Consider the following 21,378-nt stretch of genomic DNA (forward strand, 5'->3'; position numbering starts at 1 on the left):
GGCACACACCCCTTTTGGGGCTGGACAAGCGGAAAGATCAGTACTGGTACTGCAAGGTCACCCCGATGGTCCGCGGCTGGTTGAGGGCGACGCGGCGCGTCGTCGGCAGGTCGGCCGAGATGGCGACCGGCAGGTCGGTCTCGCCGCGCTTGTCGAACAGGTTGGTGGCGTAGAACGAGATATCGAAGCCATTACGACCTTCCACGCCCACGCGGATGTTGGTGGTGGCGAAACCCTTGCGGCGGTAGAACGGGCTTTCCCGGTCGTACAGGAAGTTCGAATCGCCCACGTAGCTGACGTCGGCGCGCATGAAGCCATCGTATTGCGCGTTGACGCGACGGCGATATTCCGCCGCCAGCGAGCCGGTGAAGCGCGGCACGTTCACGAGGCGGTCGCCGTCCTTCGCCGAGGTGCCCGGCACGTCGTTCTTCAGGTGCGCGTCGTTGTAGCTGAAACCGGCACTCAACGTCACCGCGTTGATGGGCAGGAACTTCATTTCCAGCTCCGCGCCCTGGCTCACCGCCTTGCCGAAGTTGGCGGTGATGTTGTAGCCGCAACCGAGCACGATCTGCTGCTGAACGTGGTCCCAGTCGATGTGGTAAACGGATGCGTCGATGAGCAGGCGCCGGTCCAGCCACGCGCTCTTGAATCCCAACTCGTAGTTCCACAGCGTGTCGGGGTTGTACTTGTTCAACTGCGACTGGCTCAGGCCCAGCCCGGCCACTTCCGAGCCGCACAACGCGGCCGGCGCGGGATTGTTCGGGCCACCCGGCCGATAGCCTTCGGAGGCCGTGACATAGACCATGTTCTCGGGACTGACCTGGTACTGCAGCGTGAACTTCGGCGTGCTGCCGTAATCCTTCGAGCTGCTGTGCACGGTGCTCGGGCCACCATTGAGCAGGCCGTCGCCACTTTGCGAAAAGCCCTGCTTGACCTCGAACGCGCGAATACCCGCGCTGGCCTTCAACTTGTCGGTGATGTTCCAGGACAACTCCCCGAACACGGCGTATTCCTTGAGGGTGGCGTTACGTGCCCCCTGGTAGATCGTCGAGTACGTGGGGAAGGGGTTGTCGAATGTCTGGTTGAACCCGCCGGGATACGGAATGGACGAGGCCAACGGCGCGCGGACATCGTGATAGAACGCACCGAGGATCGCCTGCACGGGGCCGTCGAACTTGCTGGTCGCCCGCACTTCCTCGGTGAACTCCTTGTTCTTGTAGCTGCCGTACATCGTGGTCGGATAGACGCTGGGCAGGCCGAAGAAGTAGTTGATGACCTTGGAGCTGTCGTCCCGGATATTGACGTTGCGTGTGAAGTACGAACTCGACGACATCAGTTCGAACGCATCGAACTGCTTGTGGATGGCGATGTTCGAGATCGTCGATTCCTGCACGTTGGTTTCGTTGACGTCGCGCACCTGGTACGGGTTGTCGAGCGTCGCGGGAATCTTGTCGTAGGTGAACGGCGATCCCAGCTTGGAATGCTGGTAGATGACGCTGGGCGTGATCGTCAGCGTGTCGTCCGGCTTGATCAGCATCGCCACGCGCGCGCCATAGGTCGTGTATGTGTTGACGTTGTCCTTCTTCTTGCCGTCCGGATCGGCCTCGAGGTAGTTGGACGGCGAGATCGGGTAGCGGTCGATATAGCCGTCGTCGCGGCGGTAGTACGCGGACACGCGCAACGCGACCTTGTCCTTGAGCAGGGGGACGTTGAGCACGCCGTTGACGTTGGCGTTGGGGCCGCCATGGTAGGTGCCCGAGACATCGGTCTTGACGCGCGCCTCGACGAAATCCAGGTCCGGCTGATTGGTCACGTACTTGACCGTGCCACCCATGGAGCTGGAGCCGTAGATGGTGCCTTGCGGGCCGCGCAGCACTTCGACGCGCTCGATGTCGAACACCGAGGGATCGATGACACCTCGCGTCGACAGCAGCGCGGCGTTGCTCGATGCCGCGATGGGCACGTCGTCGAGGTAATAGCCGACCGTGGCGGCGGAGCCCGCGCTCGACGAGATGCCGCGGATGATCAGGTTATTCGAGCCGGGGCCCGAGGATGCGACGGTCAACGACGGCGCGATGCGCGCGAGGTCGACGAGGCTGGTCACGCCCTGGCGCTCCAGTTGTTCACCGGTCAGTGCCGTCATGCTGATGGGCACCTTCTGGATATCCTGTTCGCGCTTGGCGGCGGTGACCGTGATGCCTTCGAGCGTCTGCGGCGAATCCGAAGCCTGTGTCTTCTTCTTTTCGCTGGCCGGGACGGTCGCGTCCTGCGCATTCGCCAGGCCCGAGGTCAGGGCCACCGACAGCAGGGCCGTATAGAGAAGGCTGCGCTTGAGATCTTGGTTCATGGAGTTCCCCGGCCTGTGAAAACGTGCATACCCTTCGCGCACGCTCGTCGAACGAGAGCGTGTTCTATGGTTCGTATGTGTTGCCCCCGGACGTCGAACCCACGGGTGAACCCCATGGGCGACGGTCCTTGCTCGGTTGATGCCAGATGTCCCTGACCGGCTGCGCCTTCGATCCCCTGGCACCGTATGTATAGCCGTCTGAACCGCGTTTGCCGCGGTGCACGCTTCCTGGTTTCGATGAGATCAAAAAGTTTTGATGGCGTCAAGCTTTTACGTTACGATCCGATGGCACCGCAAGATAGCTGCCTAAACGGGTCCCGCCGATACCGTCCGCTATGCTGGCCTTCCTCGGCGGAAGAGCGACTTCTCTCATGTTCCAGGGGTGTCATGAAAACCATGTCCGTGCTTTTCTGCGCATTGAGCGCAGTGGCGGCGACCGCCGCCGTGTCGGCTGAAACGCCCGCCGTGTCGGCCGCCCAGGCCATCAAGCAGACGCTCGACGCCAGCGCGGCGGCATGGTCGGCTGGCAACCTGAAGACGTTCATGGAGTGCTACGAGCGTGCCCCGGGTACGCGCTACGTCAGCGCGGGAGGCGTGGTCGAGGGTTACGAGGCGATCGAAGCGATGTATGCCTCGCGCTTCCAGAAGCCGGGTGCAAGCCTGGGCAAGCTCACCCTGGAACTGATCGACGTCAAGCCGCTGGGTACGCAGTACGCCTTCGTCATCGGCCGCTACCACCTGAAACCGGACACCGGCGCCGAGGTTTCGGGGCTCACGACGCTGCTCTTCCACAAGGTCGGCTCGCGTTGGCTGATCAGTAGCGACCACAGCTCGTAACCATGGCGGGCGCACAGGCGACGCCGGACAAGGCCGTCGGGCTGAGCATCGGGTCCGCGATTCGCGATCGACGCCGCGGCCTGGGACTCACCTTGCAATCCCTTGCCGACGCCTCGGGGCTTTCCATACCGTTCCTCTCGCAGGTCGAGAGGAATCTCGCCCACCCATCGTTGCTATCCCTGGAAGCCATCGCCAAGGCATTGGACGTGGATGTCGACTACTTCGTCGGTGTCCCCTCGCCGGGGCAGATTGTCTGCCGGGCGGGCGATCACGACCGGATCGACCTCGAGTCGCCGGTGGTCTACGAGCGCTTGAGCGGCCGGCATGCCGAACGCAAGATGGAGGCGCTTCGGCTGATCGTTCCGCCTGGCCTCTCGGCGCCGACGATCCATCGGGAAGGCGAGGGGTTCTGGTACATCCTGAGCGGCACGCTCGAAATGACGGTGGGCAGGAAGAAGTTCGTGCTGAACACCGGTGACAGCGCGCATTTCGACCAGAGGCATCCCTATAGCATGCGTAACGTGGGCAAGTCCGAAGTGCGCATGATCTGGGTCGGAACGCCGGCGATATTCAAGGACTGAGTCGTGCTTCACCCATGAGGCGCCGCCGTGTGAACGGCGGCGCCTCCACGAAGGCGTTTGCTTAGAAGATGCCCGGGTCCTCCGTCCGTGACGTGTCGGGCGAGCCATCCGGATGGGTGAACCACAGCAGCTGGTTCCGGTTCCCCGGGCAACCACCTCCATCGGTCGTCGCGGCCAGCACACCGGCACTGGTGCCGATGTCGCGACCGTAGCAGCTACCCAGGTTGTCCTGGAAGCGGAAGACCTGGGTGCTGCGCTGTCCGCTGTGTCCCGTCACCGCGCCACCACTGAAGGCCAACGTGTCCGCCGTATCGATGTTGTTGTCCACGTCGCTGCGGTAGAGAAGCAGGTTGCCGAGTTTCTTGGAGAACTGCCGCGAGAAGCCCTGGGTCACGGTGCTGGGAGCGGAAACGATGTTGCCTGCGTCGTCGAAGCTGTATTTGAAGCTGGCCAGCAGCGGGAAGTCGTAGTGCGTTTCCGTCGTTACCGCGAGGCCCAAGCGGCCCTGCCGGGTCTTTGTCGTGCTATCGACCGTCGACAGCTGGTCGATGGCTTGCTCGTAGCGCGTGGCGTCGATGGCGAAGGTCTGCGTGTTGCGGAAGGCGACCGTCTGCGTGATGTCGGTGACGATGCGGCCGTGCGATGTGTCCACGTAACCACTGGTGCGGAAGCTGCGCGATGCGCGGGTGGCGACCGCACCGCCGACCACGCCGGAGACGTCGGTCAGCGTGTTGTCGACGGTGGCGATGGCAGGCTGGTCCTTCAGCGTGTTGACGGTCACCGCACCGCTCAACACCTTGCGGCCACGATCGAGATAGACGAAAAGGTTGCCGGTCGCGGAAAAGTAGCCATTCGCCCCGGTCACGCCAATGGATAGCGCATGCGGCCGGCCGTCATTGAGCAATGCGGCGAACGGGGTGATATCGACGCGGTAGGGCAGGAAGTTCAGCGTCTGCACGCCGGGCGTGGGTCGCCACATGTACGGATCGATGCCGCCGGTGAAGATCCACGGATACACCGGTGCGACGCCAGCCGGTTGTCCGTCGATCGACACCTGCACTTCGCGGTACGAACCGCCGCTACAACTCTGCGCCTCGTCGGCGACCTCGTTCGGGACGCACGAGTACCAGAACTCGTCACCGCCCTGGCCCTGGGCGAACACGTCGAGGTAGGCTCGTTCGATGTTGGTCGGCAGGGTGAACGTGCGAGTGAGCACGTCGGCACCCGTGTTGAGCGTCACCGTGCCGCCATCGGCCCCATCGGAAAGTGGGTAGACCGCATCGGGCGCATCGGCCTTCGGTGCCAGGACGTTGGCGGGATAAAAGACCAGCCTGGCGGAGCCACTGATCACGCCCGTGTACGTCTCGTTGACGACGTTGCCCAGAATGGCCTGGCCGGTCTGCGGGTCGCCTAGCAGGCTGGCGAAGTCGCTGACGTCGCGTTCGACGTGCCAGCTCGGCGACACGGCGGAGGAGGGCTCCTGGGTAGTGCCGAAGTAGATGTTGGCGCCCCCCAGCCAGAGCGAAGCGGTGCGATCGAACTGACGTCCGGTCGTGACCGAGAAGTCCGCTTCGAGCACCACCTTCGACCACGACTTGCCGCAGCCCGCCGGTGGCGCATAGGTATAGGGATGATTCGAGAAATCGGTGAAGGTGAAACCCTTGAACAACTCGACCACGCAGGACTTGCCCGGTGGCCGGGGAACGGACGGATCGGCAACCGCGACGTTCGCGGAACCTATGTCGAACCCCGGTGCCGCTGCCGCGAACGCCCCCTGTGCCGCGCACGCCGCGATACACCCAAGCAAACCCGACCGCAATTTCTTGCGGCCCACCCCATCGATGAAAGCCATGCGCACGTTCTCCCGTGACGTACCGTCCCCTGCGGGAGGGAACGTAGCATGAGAACGGTAGACTTCACCCTTCGACAGATCGAATGCGAATATGGCAGCAACGAAAGCACTCTTCTCGCTCCTTCTCGTCATGCCGTTTTCGGTGTTGAGCGATGACACGCCGCCCATGGTAACCAGCGAATTCGTCGCCGATCCCGCACCGACACCACAGAGCCACGCGGGCACGATCGTGGAAACCGATCATGGGCTGGTCGCGGCCTGGTTCGGTGGAAAAGAAGAACGCGATCCGGGCGTCGGTATCTGGGTGGCACGATACGTCGGGGGACGCTGGTCGCCGCCGCGGGAAGTCGCCAATGGCGTACAAGCGGGTGGGGTGCGCCTGCCGACATGGAACCCCGTGTTGTTTCGATCCGCGTCCGGCACGCTCATGCTCTTCTACAAGGTCGGACCGGACCCCTCGCATTGGTGGGGCATGCTCATGACCTCCCGCGATGACGGCGGGCATTGGTCTGCGCCGCGCCGCTTGCCGCCGGGCATCCTTGGCCCTATCAAGAACAAGCCGGTCCAACTGGCCGACGGGACGATCGTCAGCCCGTCGAGTACGGAGGAAGGCGGCTGGCGTATTCATTTCGAACGGTCCAGCGACGACGGGAAGACATGGTCGACAAGCGGAGACGTGCCGGCGAACGGCATCGATGCCATTCAACCGAGCGTGCTGGCCGGACCGCAAGGCGACCTGGTAGCTATCGGGCGCACTCGCCAGGGCAAGCTCTTCCAGACCCGATCCTCGGACGGAGGGCGCCATTGGTTACCGTTGTATCTTTTGGATCTCGACAATCCCAACGCCGGTATCGATGCCGTATCGCTCGCGGACGGCCGTTACCTGCTGGTCTACAACCCGGGCCGTCCCGGCCCGAACTGGTGGGACGGCCGGGGCACCCTGGCCATCGCGATCAGTGGTGATGGCGTGCGATGGAAGAGGGTACTCACGCTCGAAGACAAGCCGGGCAACGAGTATTCCTATCCCGCGGTGATCCAAACGAAGGATGGCCTCGTCCATGTTCTCTATACCTGGGAGCGAAAACGCATGCGGCATGTCGTTATCGACCCCATGAAACTCGGCCCATGACGCCCGGCTCGAAGTCGCAAGCCCCGGGCTGACTGTCCACTCGCCGGAAAGCCCGACGAAAGCCTGAATTCGTATTGCTTACGCCCACGAACACGCGTTTCCCGTTCGTGACGCGGCATTTGCTGCGGCGCAACTTGCATCGATCTTAATTCGGTTTATAAGGCTCTTTGTGACATATATGAACACGTAGTTCGTATGTGCACTTTCTTGCGAATGAACGGAAGCGAGGGGCGGGGTGGCGAGGAGGGTCGCTATCCAGCGCGCCTCGTGGTTTGGCGCAACACAAGAAAAACGACACTCAACAGATCGTAGCTCCCGTGGGGGGAGACATACTCATGAACAGAATCCGTTTGCGGCGCGGAATGATCGCCAGTTCCGTCGCGCTCGCGCTTGTCGCGCCACATGTCTACGCGCAGTCGGCCACGCCCGGCAACGCCGATAAGGCCGTCGAGCTGAAGGAGGTCACGGTCACCGGTTCGATGATCCCGCGCGTGGAGATCGAGGGGCCCGCTCCCGTGATCACCATTACAGGCGAACAGATCAAACAACAGGGCTTCACCACGCTGTGGGAATTCCTCGATTCGTTGCCGCAGGTGGGCCAGCAGATATCGGATTCCGCGGCATGGGGTTCCAGTTCGGTCAATGCGCGCTCGGTCAACCTGCGCGGCCTGGGTCCGGGCTTCAGCCTGCTGATGATCGACGGACATCGTATCGTCGATTATCCGCAGCCGTTGAACAAACAGAGCAACTTCCAGAACTACAACAACCTCCCCACCGGCATGATCGACCATGTCGAGATCCTCGCCTCCGGTGCCTCGTCGATCTACGGATCGGACGCGGTGGCTGGCGTGGTGAACGTGATCCTGAAGAAGAACTACCAGGGTGACGATTTGCAGGTGACCGGTGGCGGCGCCACGCGCGGTGGCCGCGCGTATGGGGACATCAACTTCTTCGGCGGCAAGTCCGGCAGCAACTGGCATGTCGTCTATAACCTGGAGAAGTCCAATCGCACGGCGCTGTGGGGCATGGATCGTCCGTACCAGGATTCCGTGTCCGACGCCGGTTACGGCGCCTGGGGTCCGGCATCGCGCATGTTCGGCTACCAGTACGACGCGGCCGGCGCGGTGGCCCTTTCCGCCATGAATGGCAATGGCCAGTACATCACGCCGCCGGCGGGAACCTGCGGGAAGTTCACCAACTCGCAGTTGAGCCAGTCGCATACCGTCACCACCAATGGCACCCAGATCGCCAGCGTGACGAACAACGGTTATTACTGCTCGCAACCCGCGCTGTTCCAGAACTGGGTGCTGACGCCCGGCAGCCGTAGCAACAACGGTTACGTATCCGGCGAGTACGACTTCAAGAACGGTTTGCAGCTCTACGGTTCGGCGGCCCTGTACAGGACGGTGGGCATCTCCAACACCCAGTTGAATGTCTTCGGTACCGGCAAGTTCTACGACCAGACGACGGGGCAGGTCATCAGCCAGGCCATTCGCCAGTTGACCGCGCAGGAGATCGGCACGTCGGCCAATACCCACGATCGCGAGCAGAACTGGAACCTGCAGACCGGCTTGCGTGGCACGGTGTTCGACGGCGCCTTTCATTGGGACCTGAACCTCAATAGCCAGAAGTACACCGTCCGCGAAGACTTCACGGGCTATAACGCCCAGGCGATGAACAACTTCTTCCTCGGCAAGCAGCAGGGCACCACGGCCGATGGCTTGCCCATCTACGCCATGAACTGGCAGCAATGGTGGAATCCCATCACGCCGCAGCAATACAGCCAGTTCGCGGTGAACGGCGAGAACACCTCGTCGTCGTGGCTGGACCAGGCGCAGTTGCGCCTCAATGGCGACCTGTTCAAGTTCCCCTGGGTGGACGAGTCGGTGGGCTGGGCGGCCGTGCTGGAAGCGGCGCACAACGGCTTCAAGCTCTCGCCCGATCCGCGCGCCGCCGATCCCGACACCTTCCAGAATCCGTTCGGCGCGTATCTCACCGGTGGCGGTACCCGCCAGCGGTATTCGCTCGGTACGGAGTTCCGCGTGCCCTTGCTCAATACGGTGACCTGGACCATCTCCGGCCGCCTGGACAAGTACAACGACGCCAGCAGCGCCGATGTCGCCCGTACCTGGGGTTCGGGTATCGAGTGGCGCCCTTACGACGGTCTTCTGCTTCGGGGCAGCTACGGCACCAACTTCAAGGCGCCGGACATGCAGGCCATCTACCTGACCGGTTCCACCTCGCCGGTGGGTGATTACATCGATCCCCTGCAATGCGTGAACGCCATCAAGGCCGGGCAGAACAACAATACGTGGTGCAACCAGGTCCAGCGGCCAACGTCGCAGTACTACACGCTGTACACGAATGGCAGCCGCCTGCTGTTGCCGCAGACCGGTCATTCATGGACTTACGGTTTCGTGTGGCAGGTTCCGGGCGTGCAGGGCTTGTCCGTATCCGCCGACTACTGGCACATGGGCGTGGACAACGCCATCCAGTATCTCGACCAGAACACCGTGCTGAACGACGAGGCGGGTTGTCTTACCGGCGTCAAGCCGAATGGTACCTCCGGGCTCTCACCGTATACGGCGCACGTACCGGATTCGGCGTATTGCCAGATGGTGACCCAGATGGTCAAGCGTAACGCCACCGGCCAGATCGTTTCGGTGCAGTCCGGACCGATCAACGAGGCATCGCTCTACGTGGGTGGTATCGACGCGTCCCTGGATTACAAGCTCCATACCGACACGCACGGCGATTTCCGGGCGGGCATCAACTACACCGACAACCTGTCGTACAAGCAGCGCGTGCTGGCATCCGATGAACTGCAGAACACGCGTTACCAGAACGTGGCGAGCAGGGTCACCTGGATCGGTGACTGGAGCAAGGGCCCGTGGAACGTGTCGATTTCCGGCGTACGCGAAGGAAGCATGCGCGCGCCCAACTATGACGGCTGCAACGTGCTGCCAAACGGCATCCAGCCCGGCATGGTCACGGTGCCCAATGGTGGCCAGACGCTCGCCACCGGCATCTGCCAGGTGACGCTCGACGGTAACCAGGTCAACGTCGCCGACACGACGTACAAGGGCAGGACGCCGGTGTGGATCACCTGGAACGGCTCGGTCGGCTTGCAGATCAATCCGGAGACCCACCTGAAGTTCACGGTGTCGAACATCTTCAACAAGGTCGGGGCGATTCCTTATTACGCCGGTGGGTTCGAGTTCGTCACGACGGGGCAGACGGCGAGCGAATACAACGGCCGGGAGATGTTCGTTACGTTCGATTACAAGCTGGATTGAGAGCCGGTTTGTCGGGAGACGATCCGGACTTGAATCACGATCGATCTAGAGATACTCCGATATCTCGATCAGGTTCAGGTCCGGATCGCGGACATATACCGAGCGGACCTTACGCATCGCAGGCTGAAAGAAATCTCATGCGCATCGCCTTCCTTGTCCGTTCAACATGGGTGTGACCAAGGCATTCTGAGGGCATCCTACCTCGGGGGAGCGGCCTTCTGCATCCGCATCACCTCACGATAGCCTGGCGCTTTCACCGGCTGCTGTCCTAGCGATGTGCGGTAATTGCCCTGCATCACCAGCGATACCTCGCCGAGGCCGCCGTCGTGCGCGGTGCTCCAGGCGGCGATCGCGATGGTGTTATCGCCGTGCTGATTCAACAGGCCGGGTGGCAGCTCGAAGTCGGTCTGCGGCCCGACGTCGCTGATATAGCGACCGATCTGCCAGCCGTTGATGAAGACGATGGCGCGGTAGTGGTGTGGGGCGAGGTCGTGGATACGCAGCGCGATCGGTACGTCCTGCCCAGCGGGCATGTCCAGGTGGAAGGTCGTGCGGTACCAGTCTAGGCCGGGTTTGTCGGTGCCATGCGGCAAGGTGGTGGTCTTCCATCCTCCATCGGCGAATCCAGGCAACTGCCAGCCCATGCGTTCGCCGTACAAGCCGCCGGCATTGAACGGGCCGCGCACGGGATCGGGCAGGTCCTCCCCGCCGGCATTGCCCTGGATCTTCCAGTGGATATCGGTGGGGGCACCGGCGAAGGTTGCCGAGATAAGGCCGCGCGGTTCACGGAAAGCGCCGTTGTGCTCCTCCTGTAGATGGCCGTGGTTGTCGACCAGTACCGAGATGACGTTGTCGCCGTCTTTCTTCAGCCAGGTCGGATCGATGGCGAACTGCTGCGCGCCGCTGGGGTTGTTGCCGAGGAAATGGCCGTTGAGCCAGGCGGTGAAGATGCCATGGTTACCCAGGTGTACCCCTGTGTTGGCGGACAGGCGGATGCCGATCTCCTTGCCGGTGGCGCGGAAATGCCCGCGATACCACACGTTGCCGTGGTGGAAGCCGTAGGCATCGCTGTCGAGGATCGGCAACTGGTGGTTCCAGTAAGGGTTGGGCGAACTGGTGCGCTCGGTGGCGAGCCATCCGCTGTCGTTGAAGGATGGCGCGATCTCGGGCGCACCATCGTTGACGCGCCACTTATCGAGCCCGGGAAGCGATACGGGTACGGGGCCCTCGACGTGGGCGAGCAGGCTGGCGGAAGGTGTCGTCACCGCGTCGACCGGCGCGTTATTCCAGGAGAATCCGCGGGTGTCGGGAAAGCCGAACAGCTCCACTTCGCTCGCCTTGTCGGTATCGCCGGTCAGCGCGACCTTGTCGCCCGAGCGAACGGCATGACGTACGAGGTAGGGACCGCGAACCAGCACCGGACCATCCGCCGTGTCCAGTTGCCAGAAGCGGGTCGCCGCCGCGTTGTCGCCGATCAGCAGGAGCAGCGACGTATCGCCCTGGTCGATCGCCACCCGCGCCAAGCCATCGTGCCGGTAATTGAGCCGCAGTGAATGCGTGGCCGCGTCCCAATGCGTGGCGATGTCGCCTTCGATGACCCGGATCCTCGGCTCGGCCGGATAACGCAGCACCGTCTCGCCGTCTTCGCCGTGACGGCCATAGAACAGGGCGACATCGCGCCCGCCCAGCCGCAGCTGGGTCATCAGTTCCGACGTGGAGTACGCGAGGCTCTGCCTACCGAAGCGATAATTGGCGAGCAGGACCTTGGCGTCGCGCCCGTCGATATGGATCGCCGTGCCGGCCTGCTGCGGAATCGTGGTTTCGCCCACGCCGGCCAGAGTGATCTTCAGATGCGTGGCATCGTCGGTCGTGTCCTTGGCCTCGGCATGACGCAGGAAATAGAAGCGCGTGCCATCATCGGGATTGATGCGTCCGGTGACCTGCAGGCGCCGGTTGTCCGGCACCGACGCACCCATCGCATCGGTACGGGCCAATGGAGCGACGGCACGCGTCATATAGCCGATGAGCTTCTGCTGGTCGTATTTCGGCGTGAGCTGGCGACTAGCGGTAATCGCAGCGCCATAGTCGTACGACGTATACACGCCCGGTGACGACAACCAACCCCAGTTGATGCCGCCGTAGGTCATGTAGAAGTTCTGCATCGTCGAACCGGCCGCCATGATCGACTCGTAGAACACGCGTTCGAATGCCGGACCGGTGAATGTACGGCAGGCCTCGTATCCCGGGCCTCCCCAAACGTCGAAGGCGCCGCCCTGGTATTCCGGGAAGAACAGGGGCGTGTGCGTCAGTTCCCGACGCTCCGCGCTGAAGTCGTAAATGGCGTTCCAGCGTTCCGGACGCGTGCAGTCGAAATCCAACGGGTAGGAGTCCTGGCCGGGGATATCGGTGGCACCCAGGCCTTCGACGAAATTGCTGTTGTGGTTGCCGGTGAGTGGCACCGTGATGCCGTCGGCACGTGCCTTGTCCTCGAGATCCTGCATGTAGCGACGGGTGTCGTCGGACTCGTCGTAGAGTTCGTTCTCGACCTGATAGAGAAGCACGCTGCCGCGGCCGTCGGTGACCTGGTGGCGCGCGATGATCCGGTTGATCTGCGTCATCCACTCCCGGTACGCGGCGGTGTATTCGGGTGAATCGGAGCGGGGCTTGCCCGCCGTGGTCACCAGCCAGCCGGGAAAACCGCCCGCGTCGGTTTCCGCGTTGATGTACGGGCCCGGGCGCGCGATGACATAGATGCCGACGTCACGCGCCATATCGAGCAGTCGATCCACGTCGCGGATGCCGGAGAAGTCGTAGACGCCGCGCTTGGGCGAGTGGTAGCCCCAGTCGAAGTAGATTTCCACGGCATTGAGGCCCGCCGCCTTCATCTTCTGCAACACGTCGAGCCAGGAATCGGGGGAGGGCAGTCGCCAATAGTGGAACGAGCCCGACCAGAGGTACGTGGGCTTCCCATCGATCACGAGCGAGTAACGGTCATAGGTGACGGTATGCGCGGGCGCCGCTACGGCGCTCGACGCAGCCAGTACCGCCAGCGCAAGGCCGGCCCAGCGAAACGAGATCATGCGTACCCCTCCGATCGACGACAGCCTGCCTTGCGGCATCGCGGAAGAATGGGTGAGTTTGGGTACTTATGCAAGTTTGAGGTATTTGCCCGTGGCGCGGGTTAGGCGGCTAAACGGCCGCCGAATCCGACAGCATCGCATCGGCGATATCCAGCCCGTGCCTAAGCCCGGCGTTCGGGCTCCGGTACGTACAGCGTGCACAGGCCTGCGATGAGCAAGCTGGCCCCACCCATGCCGAGCGCCCAGATGGGTTGGTTGTGAAAGCACAGTCGCAGCAGCAAGCCGAGGATGCTGGCGGCGAGCACCTGCGGAATCACGATGAAGAAATTGAAGATGCCCATGTAGACGCCCATCTTCGCCGTCGGAAGGTGGTCCGACAGCAGCGCATACGGCAGCGACAAGATCGAGGCCCAGGCGAAGCCGACACCCACCATCGAGGCGAGCAACCAGCGCGGATCGCGGATGTACAGGAACGACAGCAGGCCCACTCCGCCAAGGCACAGGTTCACCACGTGGCTGACGCGCAGGCCCCATCGGCGCACCATCAGCGGGATGACCACGGCGGCCAGCGCGCCGAATCCGTTGTACGCGGCGAACAACACACCAACCCAGTTGGCCCCCTCGTTATAGGCGTACGAGCTGGTATCGGCGGTCGCGTACATCGTCTGCGTCACGCCGGCGGTGGTGTAGATCCACATGGCGAACAGCGCGAACCACGAGAACAACTGCACCCCGGCCAGCCGCCGCATCGACATGGGCATGCCGTAGAGGTCGCCCATCACCTCGCGCAGCATGCCGCGGCTGCGACTGCGGCTGAGCCAGGTGAGCAGGAGGCCAAACGCGATCAGGCCGCCGGCCAGCAGGTAAACCTCCTTTTCCAGCACGAAATGCCTGATCGCGAACAGCACCGCGATACCCGCCAGCAGCAGTAGCAAGCCCGGCCGCCCAGCGCGTGATACATCCACCGATGGCCCCTCGGGCACGGTGTCGGTGAACGATTGCAGCTGCGCGGGTGGGTATTCGCGCGTGGTCAGCATGGTCCAGAGCACGGCACCCAGCAGTACCGCCCCGCCGACGTAGAACGCGTACTTCACCGTGTCGGGGATGCCGCCATCCGGCGCCACGTTGGCGACACCGGCCCGCGCGAGTACCCAGGGCAGGATTGAGGCGATCACGGCACCCGCGCCGATGAAGAAGCTCTGCATCGCAAAACCGGCGGGGCCTTGTCGCGTGGGCAGCTGGTCGCCGACCAAGGCCCGGAATGGCTCCATCGACACGTTGATCGACGCATCCAGGATCCAGAGCAATCCGGCGGCTATCCACAACGCCGGCGCGTTCGGCATCCACAGGAGGGCCAGCGAGGCGAACACCGCCCCTGCCAGGAAGTACGGCCGGCGCCGGCCCAGGCGGTTCCAGGTACGGTCGGAGTAGTGACCGATGATCGGTTGCACGATCAGCCCGGTCAGCGGCGCGGCGATCCATAGGGCGGGAATGTCATTCACGTCCGCACCCAGGGTCTGGAATATCCGGCTGACGTTCGCGTTCTGTAGTGCGAGGCCGAACTGAAGGCCGAGAAAGCCGAAACACATGTTCCATATCTGCCAGAACGACAGTGCGGATCTCTCCGTCATCGGCGGTCTGCGCTGTGGTTGATCCAGGTCATGGGTACCTCCTCCAGCGACAGTTATGTCATGGGCCGTCCGATCCCGCATGCTGCGGTCGCAGCATCGGGGCCCGCGGCCACCCTTGTAAAGCGGAGGGCTCTGGCGGCATAGTCGATCGACAGTGTGAGGACAGCGGAGAATCCATGCGGGTACGCCTCGAAGATGTGGCGCGCGCGGCGAACGTGTCGCCCAAGACCGTCTCGCGCGTGCTGAATGACGAGGCCAACGTCACCGACGCCACGCGGGAACGCGTGCGCGCCGCCATGGAGGCCATGGATTATCGTCCGCATCCGTCGGCACGCAGCCTGGCGGGCAATCGATCGTTCCTGGTGGCGATGTTGTACGACAACAACGATAACCCGTCCTCGACCTACCTGGCCGAAATCCAGGACGGGGTGCTCGAGGCCTGTGACGCGCATCGCTACAGCATGATGGTACGGCCACTGCGCATGCGCGATGGCGATTTCATCCGTCGCTTCGATGCGTTGATTTCCGACCATCACCCCGACGGCGTCGTCCTGACACCGCCGATCACCGACTATGCGCCGCTGCTGAAACGCCTGCGTGAGCGCAACGTGCCCTATGCCAGCGTGTCGCCGCTGCGGCGGGGCAAAGCCCTGGGTGTGACGATGGACGAACAGCACGCCGCGCGTGCGATCGTGGAGCATCTGCTGGAACTGGGCCATCGGCGGATCGCCCACGTGGTCGGCATCGCCGATCATGGCGCCAGCCGTTGGCGGTTGGCCGGCTATCGCGAGGCGATGGCCGCCGCTGGCCTGGCCGAGGACCCGGCCCTGGTGGTGCAGGGGGCTTTCACGTTCGGCTCGGGTGTGGAGGCCGCGCGACAGCTGTTCGCACTGGCCGAGCGGCCGACGGCGGTGTTCGCCGCCAACGACGACATGGCCACCGGCGTGATGTGGGCGGCGGGTGAGTACGGCTTGAAGGTGCCGCACGACTTGTCCGTCTGTGGATTCGACGACACGCCCCTGTCGCGACAGTTGTGGCCGGCGCTCACCACCGTTCAACAACCCAGCCGCGAGATGGGGAAGATCGCCGCCGAGCAGTTGTTGAGCGAGTTGCGTGGTCACGGTACCGGCCGGCTCGTGCAACTGCCTTTCTCCCTGCAGATTCGCGGCTCCACCGCCATCGCACCGTAGGCCCCCGACGCCACGGAGCGGGACAGGGTCATGCTGCAACGCAAATTGACAGCGCTGTCATTCCTGCCAGGATGCGGCTCGGAAGCGTACCGCCGGTGCGCCAGCAGGGAGCTTTGCCGTGCCATTGCTGCAGCGATCGAGCCTGTTTTTACGAAGCATCCCCATGGCGCTGTCCTTTTGTGGAGCGTTACTCATGACCGTTCCTGCCATGGCTGGCGATGGCACCGTCGTTCATCCGGAGCGGTGGCCAAAAGGCGAGTCGCCGCTGCCGCCCGATCCAGCGATCGAATCCCGAATCCAGGCTCTGCTGGCGAAGATGTCGGTGGAAGACAAGGTCGGCCAGATGATCCAGGCCGACATCAAGTACGTGACGCCGGACGATGTACGCGAGTACCGCCTGGGCTCGGTGCTGGCCGGCGGCAACTCCAAGCCGCCCGGACAGCCGTTCCCTGTCGCCTCGCAGTGGCAGGCGCTGTCCGATGCGTTCTACCACGCGTCCATGGATACATCTCGCGGCGGCCTGGCGATTCCGGTGCTGTTCGGTATCGATGCCGTGCATGGCCACAACAACCTGGTCGGCAGCACGCTATTCCCGCAGAACTCCGGGCTGGGCGCCACGCGCGATCCGCAACTGATCCACGACATCGGTGAAGTGACCGCGAGGGAACTGCGTGCCAGCGGCATCAGCTGGACGTTCGCGCCCACGCTCACCGTGCCGCAGGATGTGCGCTGGGGCCGTTCCTACGAAGGCTATTCGCAGAACCCCGCACTGGTGGCGCAATACGCCGCGGCCGTGGTCGGCGGACTGGAAGGCAAGCCGGGTACTCCCGCCTTCCTCGACGCAGGGCATGTGATCGCTACCGCCAAGCATTTCGTCGGCGATGGCGGCACTCACAACGGCAAGGACCAGGGTGATGCCCAGGTCAGCGAGGAGACGCTGCGCGATGTGCATGCGGCCGGCTATGTGCCTGCGATCAAGGCGGGCGTGCAGGTGGTGATGGTCTCTTTCTCCAGCTGGAACGGAGTGAAGATGGCCGGCAACAAGTCCCTGATCACCGATGTGCTGAAGGGGCGGATGGGCTTCGATGGCATCGTGTTGGGCGACTGGAACGCGCACGGGCAAGTGCCCGGCTGCACCAACGAGGATTGCGCCGCGGCCTACAACGCCGGGCTGGACATGCTGGAGGCGCCCGACTCCTGGAAGGGGCTGTACAAGAACACCCTGTCCCAGGTGAAGGCAGGGGTGATTCCGATGAGCCGCGTCGATGATGCGGTGACTCGCATCCTGCGGGTGAAGATGCGTCTTGGCATGTTCGAAGCCGGTTCGCCGTCGGCCAATGCGTTGGCGGTCAGATCGGCGGAAGTGATCGGGAGTCCTTCGCATCGTGCGTTGGCGCGCCGCGCCGTACGCGAGTCGTTGGTGCTGTTGAAGAACAACCGGGGGGTGCTGCCGATCGATCCGCGCAAGCACATCCTGGTGGCCGGTGACGGTGCCGACAACATTTCCAAACAGAACGGTGGCTGGACGCTGACCTGGCAGGGCACCGGCCTGACCAACGCGAATTTCCCGGGGGCCACCTCCGTCTGGGCGGGTCTCCAGGCACAGGTGAAGGCGGCTGGCGGCAGTGCCGAGTTGGCGCTGGACGGCGATTACAAGCAGAAGCCCGATGTCGCCATCGTGGTGTTCGGCGAAGACCCTTACGCCGAGTTCCAGGGCGACCTGCCGAACCTCGCATACCGCCCGGGCAACGACCGCGACCTCGACCTGCTTCGCAAGCTGCATGGACAGGGCGTTCCCGTGGTCGCGGTATTCCTGACCGGCCGTCCGCTATGGGTGAATCGCGAGATCAACGCCGCGGACGCCTTCGTCGTGGCGTGGCTGCCGGGCAGCGAGGGCGAGGGTATCGCCGATGTGCTGCTGCGTACCGCGGACGGCCGCATCGCACACGATTTCCAGGGCAAGCTGGCCTATGCGTGGCCGCGTAATGCGATACAGGTACCGGTCGCGGCCACCGCACGAGGTGAGCGTCCGCAGTTCCCCTATGGCTTCGGCCTGACCTATGCCGATCGTGGAAACACCGGCGCGTTGCCCGAGGATGCCGGCGTCGCACTGAGTTCCGGGCAGGCCGGCGTCTACTTCACCCGTGGCAAGCCGGCACAGGATTTCGTGGTGCGTCTCACCGGCGCGAACGGCAACACCGTGAATGTCGCCGCCATACCGGCCGCCACGCCAGACGGCAGCCTGCGGATCAGCGCGCTCGACTACAAGGCGCAGGAGGACGCGCGCAGCCTGACCTGGTCCGGCGTCGGTGCCGGTGCCGCACGTATCGAACTGGTGGCGCCCGCGCCGCTCGATGTGGAACGCGAAACCAACGGCGACGTCTTGCTGGTGACCACGTTGAGGATCGATGCGGTGTCGCCAGGGGATACGTCGACCGTCGGCATCGGCTGCGGTGCCGGTTGCGGCGGCCAGGTATCCGTCGGCCCGCAGCTTTCCGCCTTGCCTAAAGGGCAGTGGTTGCGCGTGGGTGTTCCGTTGAAATGCTTCCGCGACGCCGGCGCGAACATGAGCAAGATCGATCGGCCCTTTGAATGGTCCAGTCGTTCCGGCGGGCAGGTCGTTATCACCGACGTGTCACTGGGCACGGTGGCGGACCGAACGTTGACGTGCCCGACGCACGGCGACAAGCCATGACGCTTGTCTTCGTGGTTCGGATGCCGGGATGTTTATTTGCTTTGCACCATTATCAGGTAGTTGGAAGGCCCGCCAAGCGCCGCTCCGGGCCGTGCGGCATGAGTTTGTAATGCGTTGATGACGTGCTGCCATGCGGCAAGCATTCGTCGCTATGGCGCTCTATCATCCCACAATGACAGCGCTGTCATTCTGGGTATGAGCGCCGTGGGGGAGTAGGGAAATCTTTGTCATGGCCGACGTGTGCGGCGGACAACACTTATCCGAACGACTGTTGGGGAGAGCCAGATGAATCTGCATCGCAAGTTGTTGTATGTCGCCATGTCGCTCGCGTTCGCTCCGGGCACGTTGCTCGCGGCAGACCAGGACACGACAGCGCAAAATCCGGCGTCCAGGAATCCAGGGGCCGCTGACAAGAAAGTACAGAACCTGGATGCCGTGTCGGTCACCGCGACCAAGCGCGAGACGCCGCTTCAGAAGACGCCGGTGGCGGTCACGGCGATCACGGTCGACACGCTCGACAGAGAGCGCGTGATGACGGTGCAGGACCTGACCAAACTGGTGCCAGGCCTGCAAGGCACGTCGCAGGGCGATCATGGCGTGGTGACGCTGACCATGCGCGGCATCGGCAACGACAGCGCCAAGACCGAGTACGCCGACCCGGAAGTGGCCACCTTCGTCGACGGCGTGTATGCGCCACGCGCCGAGGCCGCGTCGGGCCTGTTGCTGGACATGGATGGCGTCGAAACGCTGCGCGGTCCGCAGGGCACCCTTTGGGGTCGCAACTCCACCGCCGGCGCCATCAGTTTCCAGACGGCCAAGCCGGATATCGGCGCGGGCTTCTACGGCAATGCGCAGGTCGAAGCGGGCAACTTCAACCAGAGCGGTGCGCGCGCCGCGTTCAACCTGCCCATCAGCGACACCTTCGCCATGCGTGTCGCCGTGGTGCACCAGCAACACGATGGCTACGTCGATTACCAGAAGCCGTCGGGCCAGTTGCCCACGGTGGCGCAGCAGCAGCAGGCGTATCTCGCTTCGCCCATCTCCGGGGGCTCGCTGGCCAACTTCAAGCCGATCGACCCTGGCCAGTACGTGCAGGGCGGCGACAAGTACAACTCGCAGGATCAGTCCGCCGCGCGCGTCAGCGCGTTGTGGCAGCCCAGCGACGCATTCAAGTGGAACCTGTCGTACGAGTATTTCCGCGATCGCGGCACGCCCAGCCTCAGCCTGATGCAGACGCCGCGCCAGGGGCAGGATTTCTGGTCCGCGCTGATCGACACCGCGCCGTACCTGGACCGTACGTCCCATACGGTGCGCAGCCGCATGGACTGGAACATCAACGACGGCGTGCAGCTCAGCTACATCGCCGGCTACAACAAATACTCCGGCAAGAGCGACTTCGACCAGGACGTCGGTGTCAGCGTGCCTACCAGCTTCACCACCAATGGCGTCTACCAGGACGACCGCACCAACGATTCCAACTACAAGAGCTGGAGCCAGGAAATCAACCTGAAGTCCGTCGGTCCGCAGACGGTGGACTGGATCCTCGGTGCGTACTACGGCTACGAAGACAACGACATCCGCTTCGACATCCCCATCATGAACGGCACGCGCTACGGCACCGTGAGCTGGCAGGGTTCCTTCATCCAGCCGAAAGAGACGGTGGAGTCGTACGCGTTGTTCGGCCAGGCCACCTGGCATCTCAACGACCATTGGCGCCTCACCGGAGGCGTGCGCTGGTCGCATGACGACAAGGAGAACAAGGGCGGCATCAACTGGGGTTGGAACTACGATCCGAACGTGCCGCAGGTGCCGATCTCTCCGGACGTGTATCCGGACCCGTCGAACGGTTTCAACATCTCGCAACGGAACAGCGCCAAGTACAGCAAGAGCAAGCCGACCTGGCTGGTGCGCCTGGATACCGACGTCGGCGAGAACGGCTTGCTCTACGCCAGCGTGTCCACGGGCTACAAGTCCGGCGGCACGCAGGACGCGGGCACGCTGTACAAGCCCGAGACGCTGACCAACTATGAAATCGGCAGCAAGTTCACCTTCTTCGATGGCCACATGACGTGGAACTCGGCCATCTATTACGAAGACTTCAAGAACTTCCAGCTTTCCGCGCCCATCGTTTATCCCGATGGCAACCACGGCCTGGGCTTCTCCAACGTGGGCGGCAGCACCAAGGTCTTCGGCATCGAGTCGGAACTGGCTTATCAGCAGAAGGACGATCGCTTCAACCTGATCTTCTCTGCCATTCCGAAGAAGGAGCTCGGCAGGCTGGTCTATGCAGGGTCCAACGACTACCAGGGCCTGCCGGCATGCCCGCCGGAGTCCAACCTCGCCAACTGCATGAACGTCACCGGCAACGACCTGCCGCATGCACCGAACATATCGCTCACCGGCATCTACGAGCACACGTTCCACCTTGCCAACGGCGGACGCCTCACGCCACGCGTCAGCGCGCAGTACCAGAGTTCGCAGTGGCTGAGCTACTTCAACCTGGGGTCGGGCGACCGGCAGAAGGCGTATACGCGTGGCGACGTGTCGCTGCGTTACAGCGAGCCGGGCGACAAGTGGTGGGTCAACGCGTACGTGCAGAACGTGTCCGACGAGAAGACCCGCACCAGTGCCGGCCGGTTCCAGATGTCCGACGGCTCGCTGCAGTACGTGTCGCAGTACCTCGCGCCGCGCACCTACGGCGTCCAGGTCGGTGTGTGGTTCTGACGTGATGCTTGGCGGC

At 63.4% G+C, this 21,378-nt stretch carries 11 protein-coding genes; 7 read left to right on the forward strand and 4 right to left on the reverse strand.

Going from position 1 to position 21,378, the window contains the following annotated elements; all coding sequences use genetic code 11:
- Positions 1-37: 37 nt before the first annotated feature.
- Positions 38-2,347, reverse strand: coding sequence for a TonB-dependent receptor (locus ACR9Y6_RS05530; protein WP_481280381.1), 2,310 nt, complete (start codon positions 2,345-2,347; stop codon positions 38-40).
- Between the two features lie 387 nt (positions 2,348-2,734).
- On the opposite strand from ACR9Y6_RS05530, the gene ACR9Y6_RS05535 reads away from it, so the two are divergent.
- Both ACR9Y6_RS05535 and ACR9Y6_RS05540 read left to right on the forward strand, forming a co-directional pair.
- On the forward strand, positions 2,735-3,184 hold the full coding sequence (locus ACR9Y6_RS05535; RefSeq protein ID WP_481280382.1) for a YybH family protein: 450 nt from the start codon (positions 2,735-2,737) through the stop codon (positions 3,182-3,184).
- Positions 3,185-3,186: 2 nt separating this feature from the next.
- Positions 3,187-3,765, forward strand: coding sequence for a helix-turn-helix domain-containing protein (locus ACR9Y6_RS05540; RefSeq protein ID WP_481280383.1), 579 nt, complete (start codon positions 3,187-3,189; stop codon positions 3,763-3,765).
- A 61-nt stretch (positions 3,766-3,826) separates the two neighbouring features.
- Here the strand turns inward: ACR9Y6_RS05540 and ACR9Y6_RS05545 are convergent, their stop codons facing one another.
- Positions 3,827-5,617: a peptide-N4-asparagine amidase gene (locus ACR9Y6_RS05545; RefSeq protein ID WP_481280384.1), complete on the reverse strand. Its 1,791-nt coding sequence runs from the start codon at positions 5,615-5,617 to the stop codon at positions 3,827-3,829.
- A gap of 130 nt (positions 5,618-5,747) precedes the next feature.
- Between ACR9Y6_RS05545 and ACR9Y6_RS05550 the strand changes: the two genes are divergently transcribed.
- Together ACR9Y6_RS05550 and ACR9Y6_RS05555 are read left to right on the forward strand one after the other, a co-directional pair.
- The gene (locus tag ACR9Y6_RS05550; RefSeq protein WP_481282696.1) at positions 5,748-6,746 is read left to right on the forward strand and encodes a sialidase family protein; all 999 of its coding nucleotides are present in this window, start codon (positions 5,748-5,750) and stop codon (positions 6,744-6,746) included.
- 335 nt (positions 6,747-7,081) lie between these two features.
- On the forward strand, positions 7,082-10,042 hold the full coding sequence (locus ACR9Y6_RS05555; RefSeq protein WP_481280385.1) for a TonB-dependent receptor plug domain-containing protein: 2,961 nt from the start codon (positions 7,082-7,084) through the stop codon (positions 10,040-10,042).
- A 197-nt stretch (positions 10,043-10,239) separates the two neighbouring features.
- Here the strand turns inward: ACR9Y6_RS05555 and ACR9Y6_RS05560 are convergent, their stop codons facing one another.
- Positions 10,240-13,122, reverse strand: coding sequence for a beta-galactosidase (locus ACR9Y6_RS05560; RefSeq protein WP_481280386.1), 2,883 nt, complete (start codon positions 13,120-13,122; stop codon positions 10,240-10,242).
- A 161-nt stretch (positions 13,123-13,283) separates the two neighbouring features.
- Positions 13,284-14,753: an MFS transporter gene (locus ACR9Y6_RS05565; RefSeq protein ID WP_481280387.1), complete on the reverse strand. Its 1,470-nt coding sequence runs from the start codon at positions 14,751-14,753 to the stop codon at positions 13,284-13,286.
- Between the two features lie 176 nt (positions 14,754-14,929).
- On the opposite strand from ACR9Y6_RS05565, the gene ACR9Y6_RS05570 reads away from it, so the two are divergent.
- From ACR9Y6_RS05570 to ACR9Y6_RS05580, 3 genes are all read left to right on the forward strand, one after another.
- Complete coding sequence (locus tag ACR9Y6_RS05570; RefSeq protein ID WP_481280388.1) at positions 14,930-15,943, forward strand: LacI family DNA-binding transcriptional regulator; 1,014 nt, start codon at positions 14,930-14,932, stop codon at positions 15,941-15,943.
- A gap of 193 nt (positions 15,944-16,136) precedes the next feature.
- Positions 16,137-18,638, forward strand: coding sequence for a glycoside hydrolase family 3 protein (locus tag ACR9Y6_RS05575; RefSeq protein WP_481280389.1), 2,502 nt, complete (start codon positions 16,137-16,139; stop codon positions 18,636-18,638).
- Between the two features lie 285 nt (positions 18,639-18,923).
- A complete protein-coding gene (locus ACR9Y6_RS05580) occupies positions 18,924-21,362 on the forward strand; it encodes a TonB-dependent receptor (RefSeq protein ID WP_481280390.1) in 2,439 nt (812 codons plus the stop codon).
- Positions 21,363-21,378: the final 16 nt, after the last annotated feature.

This window comes from Luteibacter sp. TLI7-4A (assembly GCF_056754745.1).

Coding starts and splice junctions, on each gene's coding strand:
- ACR9Y6_RS05575 (WP_481280389.1), top strand. CDS start 16,137: ATGACCGTTCCTGCCATGGCTGGCGATGGCACCGTCGTTCATCCGGAG.
- ACR9Y6_RS05570 (WP_481280388.1), top strand. CDS start 14,930: ATGCGGGTACGCCTCGAAGATGTGGCGCGCGCGGCGAACGTGTCGCCC.
- ACR9Y6_RS05555 (WP_481280385.1), top strand. CDS start 7,082: ATGAACAGAATCCGTTTGCGGCGCGGAATGATCGCCAGTTCCGTCGCG.
- ACR9Y6_RS05565 (WP_481280387.1), bottom strand. CDS start 14,753: ATGACGGAGAGATCCGCACTGTCGTTCTGGCAGATATGGAACATGTGT.
- ACR9Y6_RS05535 (WP_481280382.1), top strand. CDS start 2,735: ATGAAAACCATGTCCGTGCTTTTCTGCGCATTGAGCGCAGTGGCGGCG.
- ACR9Y6_RS05560 (WP_481280386.1), bottom strand. CDS start 13,122: ATGATCTCGTTTCGCTGGGCCGGCCTTGCGCTGGCGGTACTGGCTGCG.
- ACR9Y6_RS05580 (WP_481280390.1), top strand. CDS start 18,924: ATGAATCTGCATCGCAAGTTGTTGTATGTCGCCATGTCGCTCGCGTTC.
- ACR9Y6_RS05545 (WP_481280384.1), bottom strand. CDS start 5,617: ATGGCTTTCATCGATGGGGTGGGCCGCAAGAAATTGCGGTCGGGTTTG.
- ACR9Y6_RS05530 (WP_481280381.1), bottom strand. CDS start 2,347: ATGAACCAAGATCTCAAGCGCAGCCTTCTCTATACGGCCCTGCTGTCG.
- ACR9Y6_RS05540 (WP_481280383.1), top strand. CDS start 3,187: ATGGCGGGCGCACAGGCGACGCCGGACAAGGCCGTCGGGCTGAGCATC.
- ACR9Y6_RS05550 (WP_481282696.1), top strand. CDS start 5,748: ATGCCGTTTTCGGTGTTGAGCGATGACACGCCGCCCATGGTAACCAGC.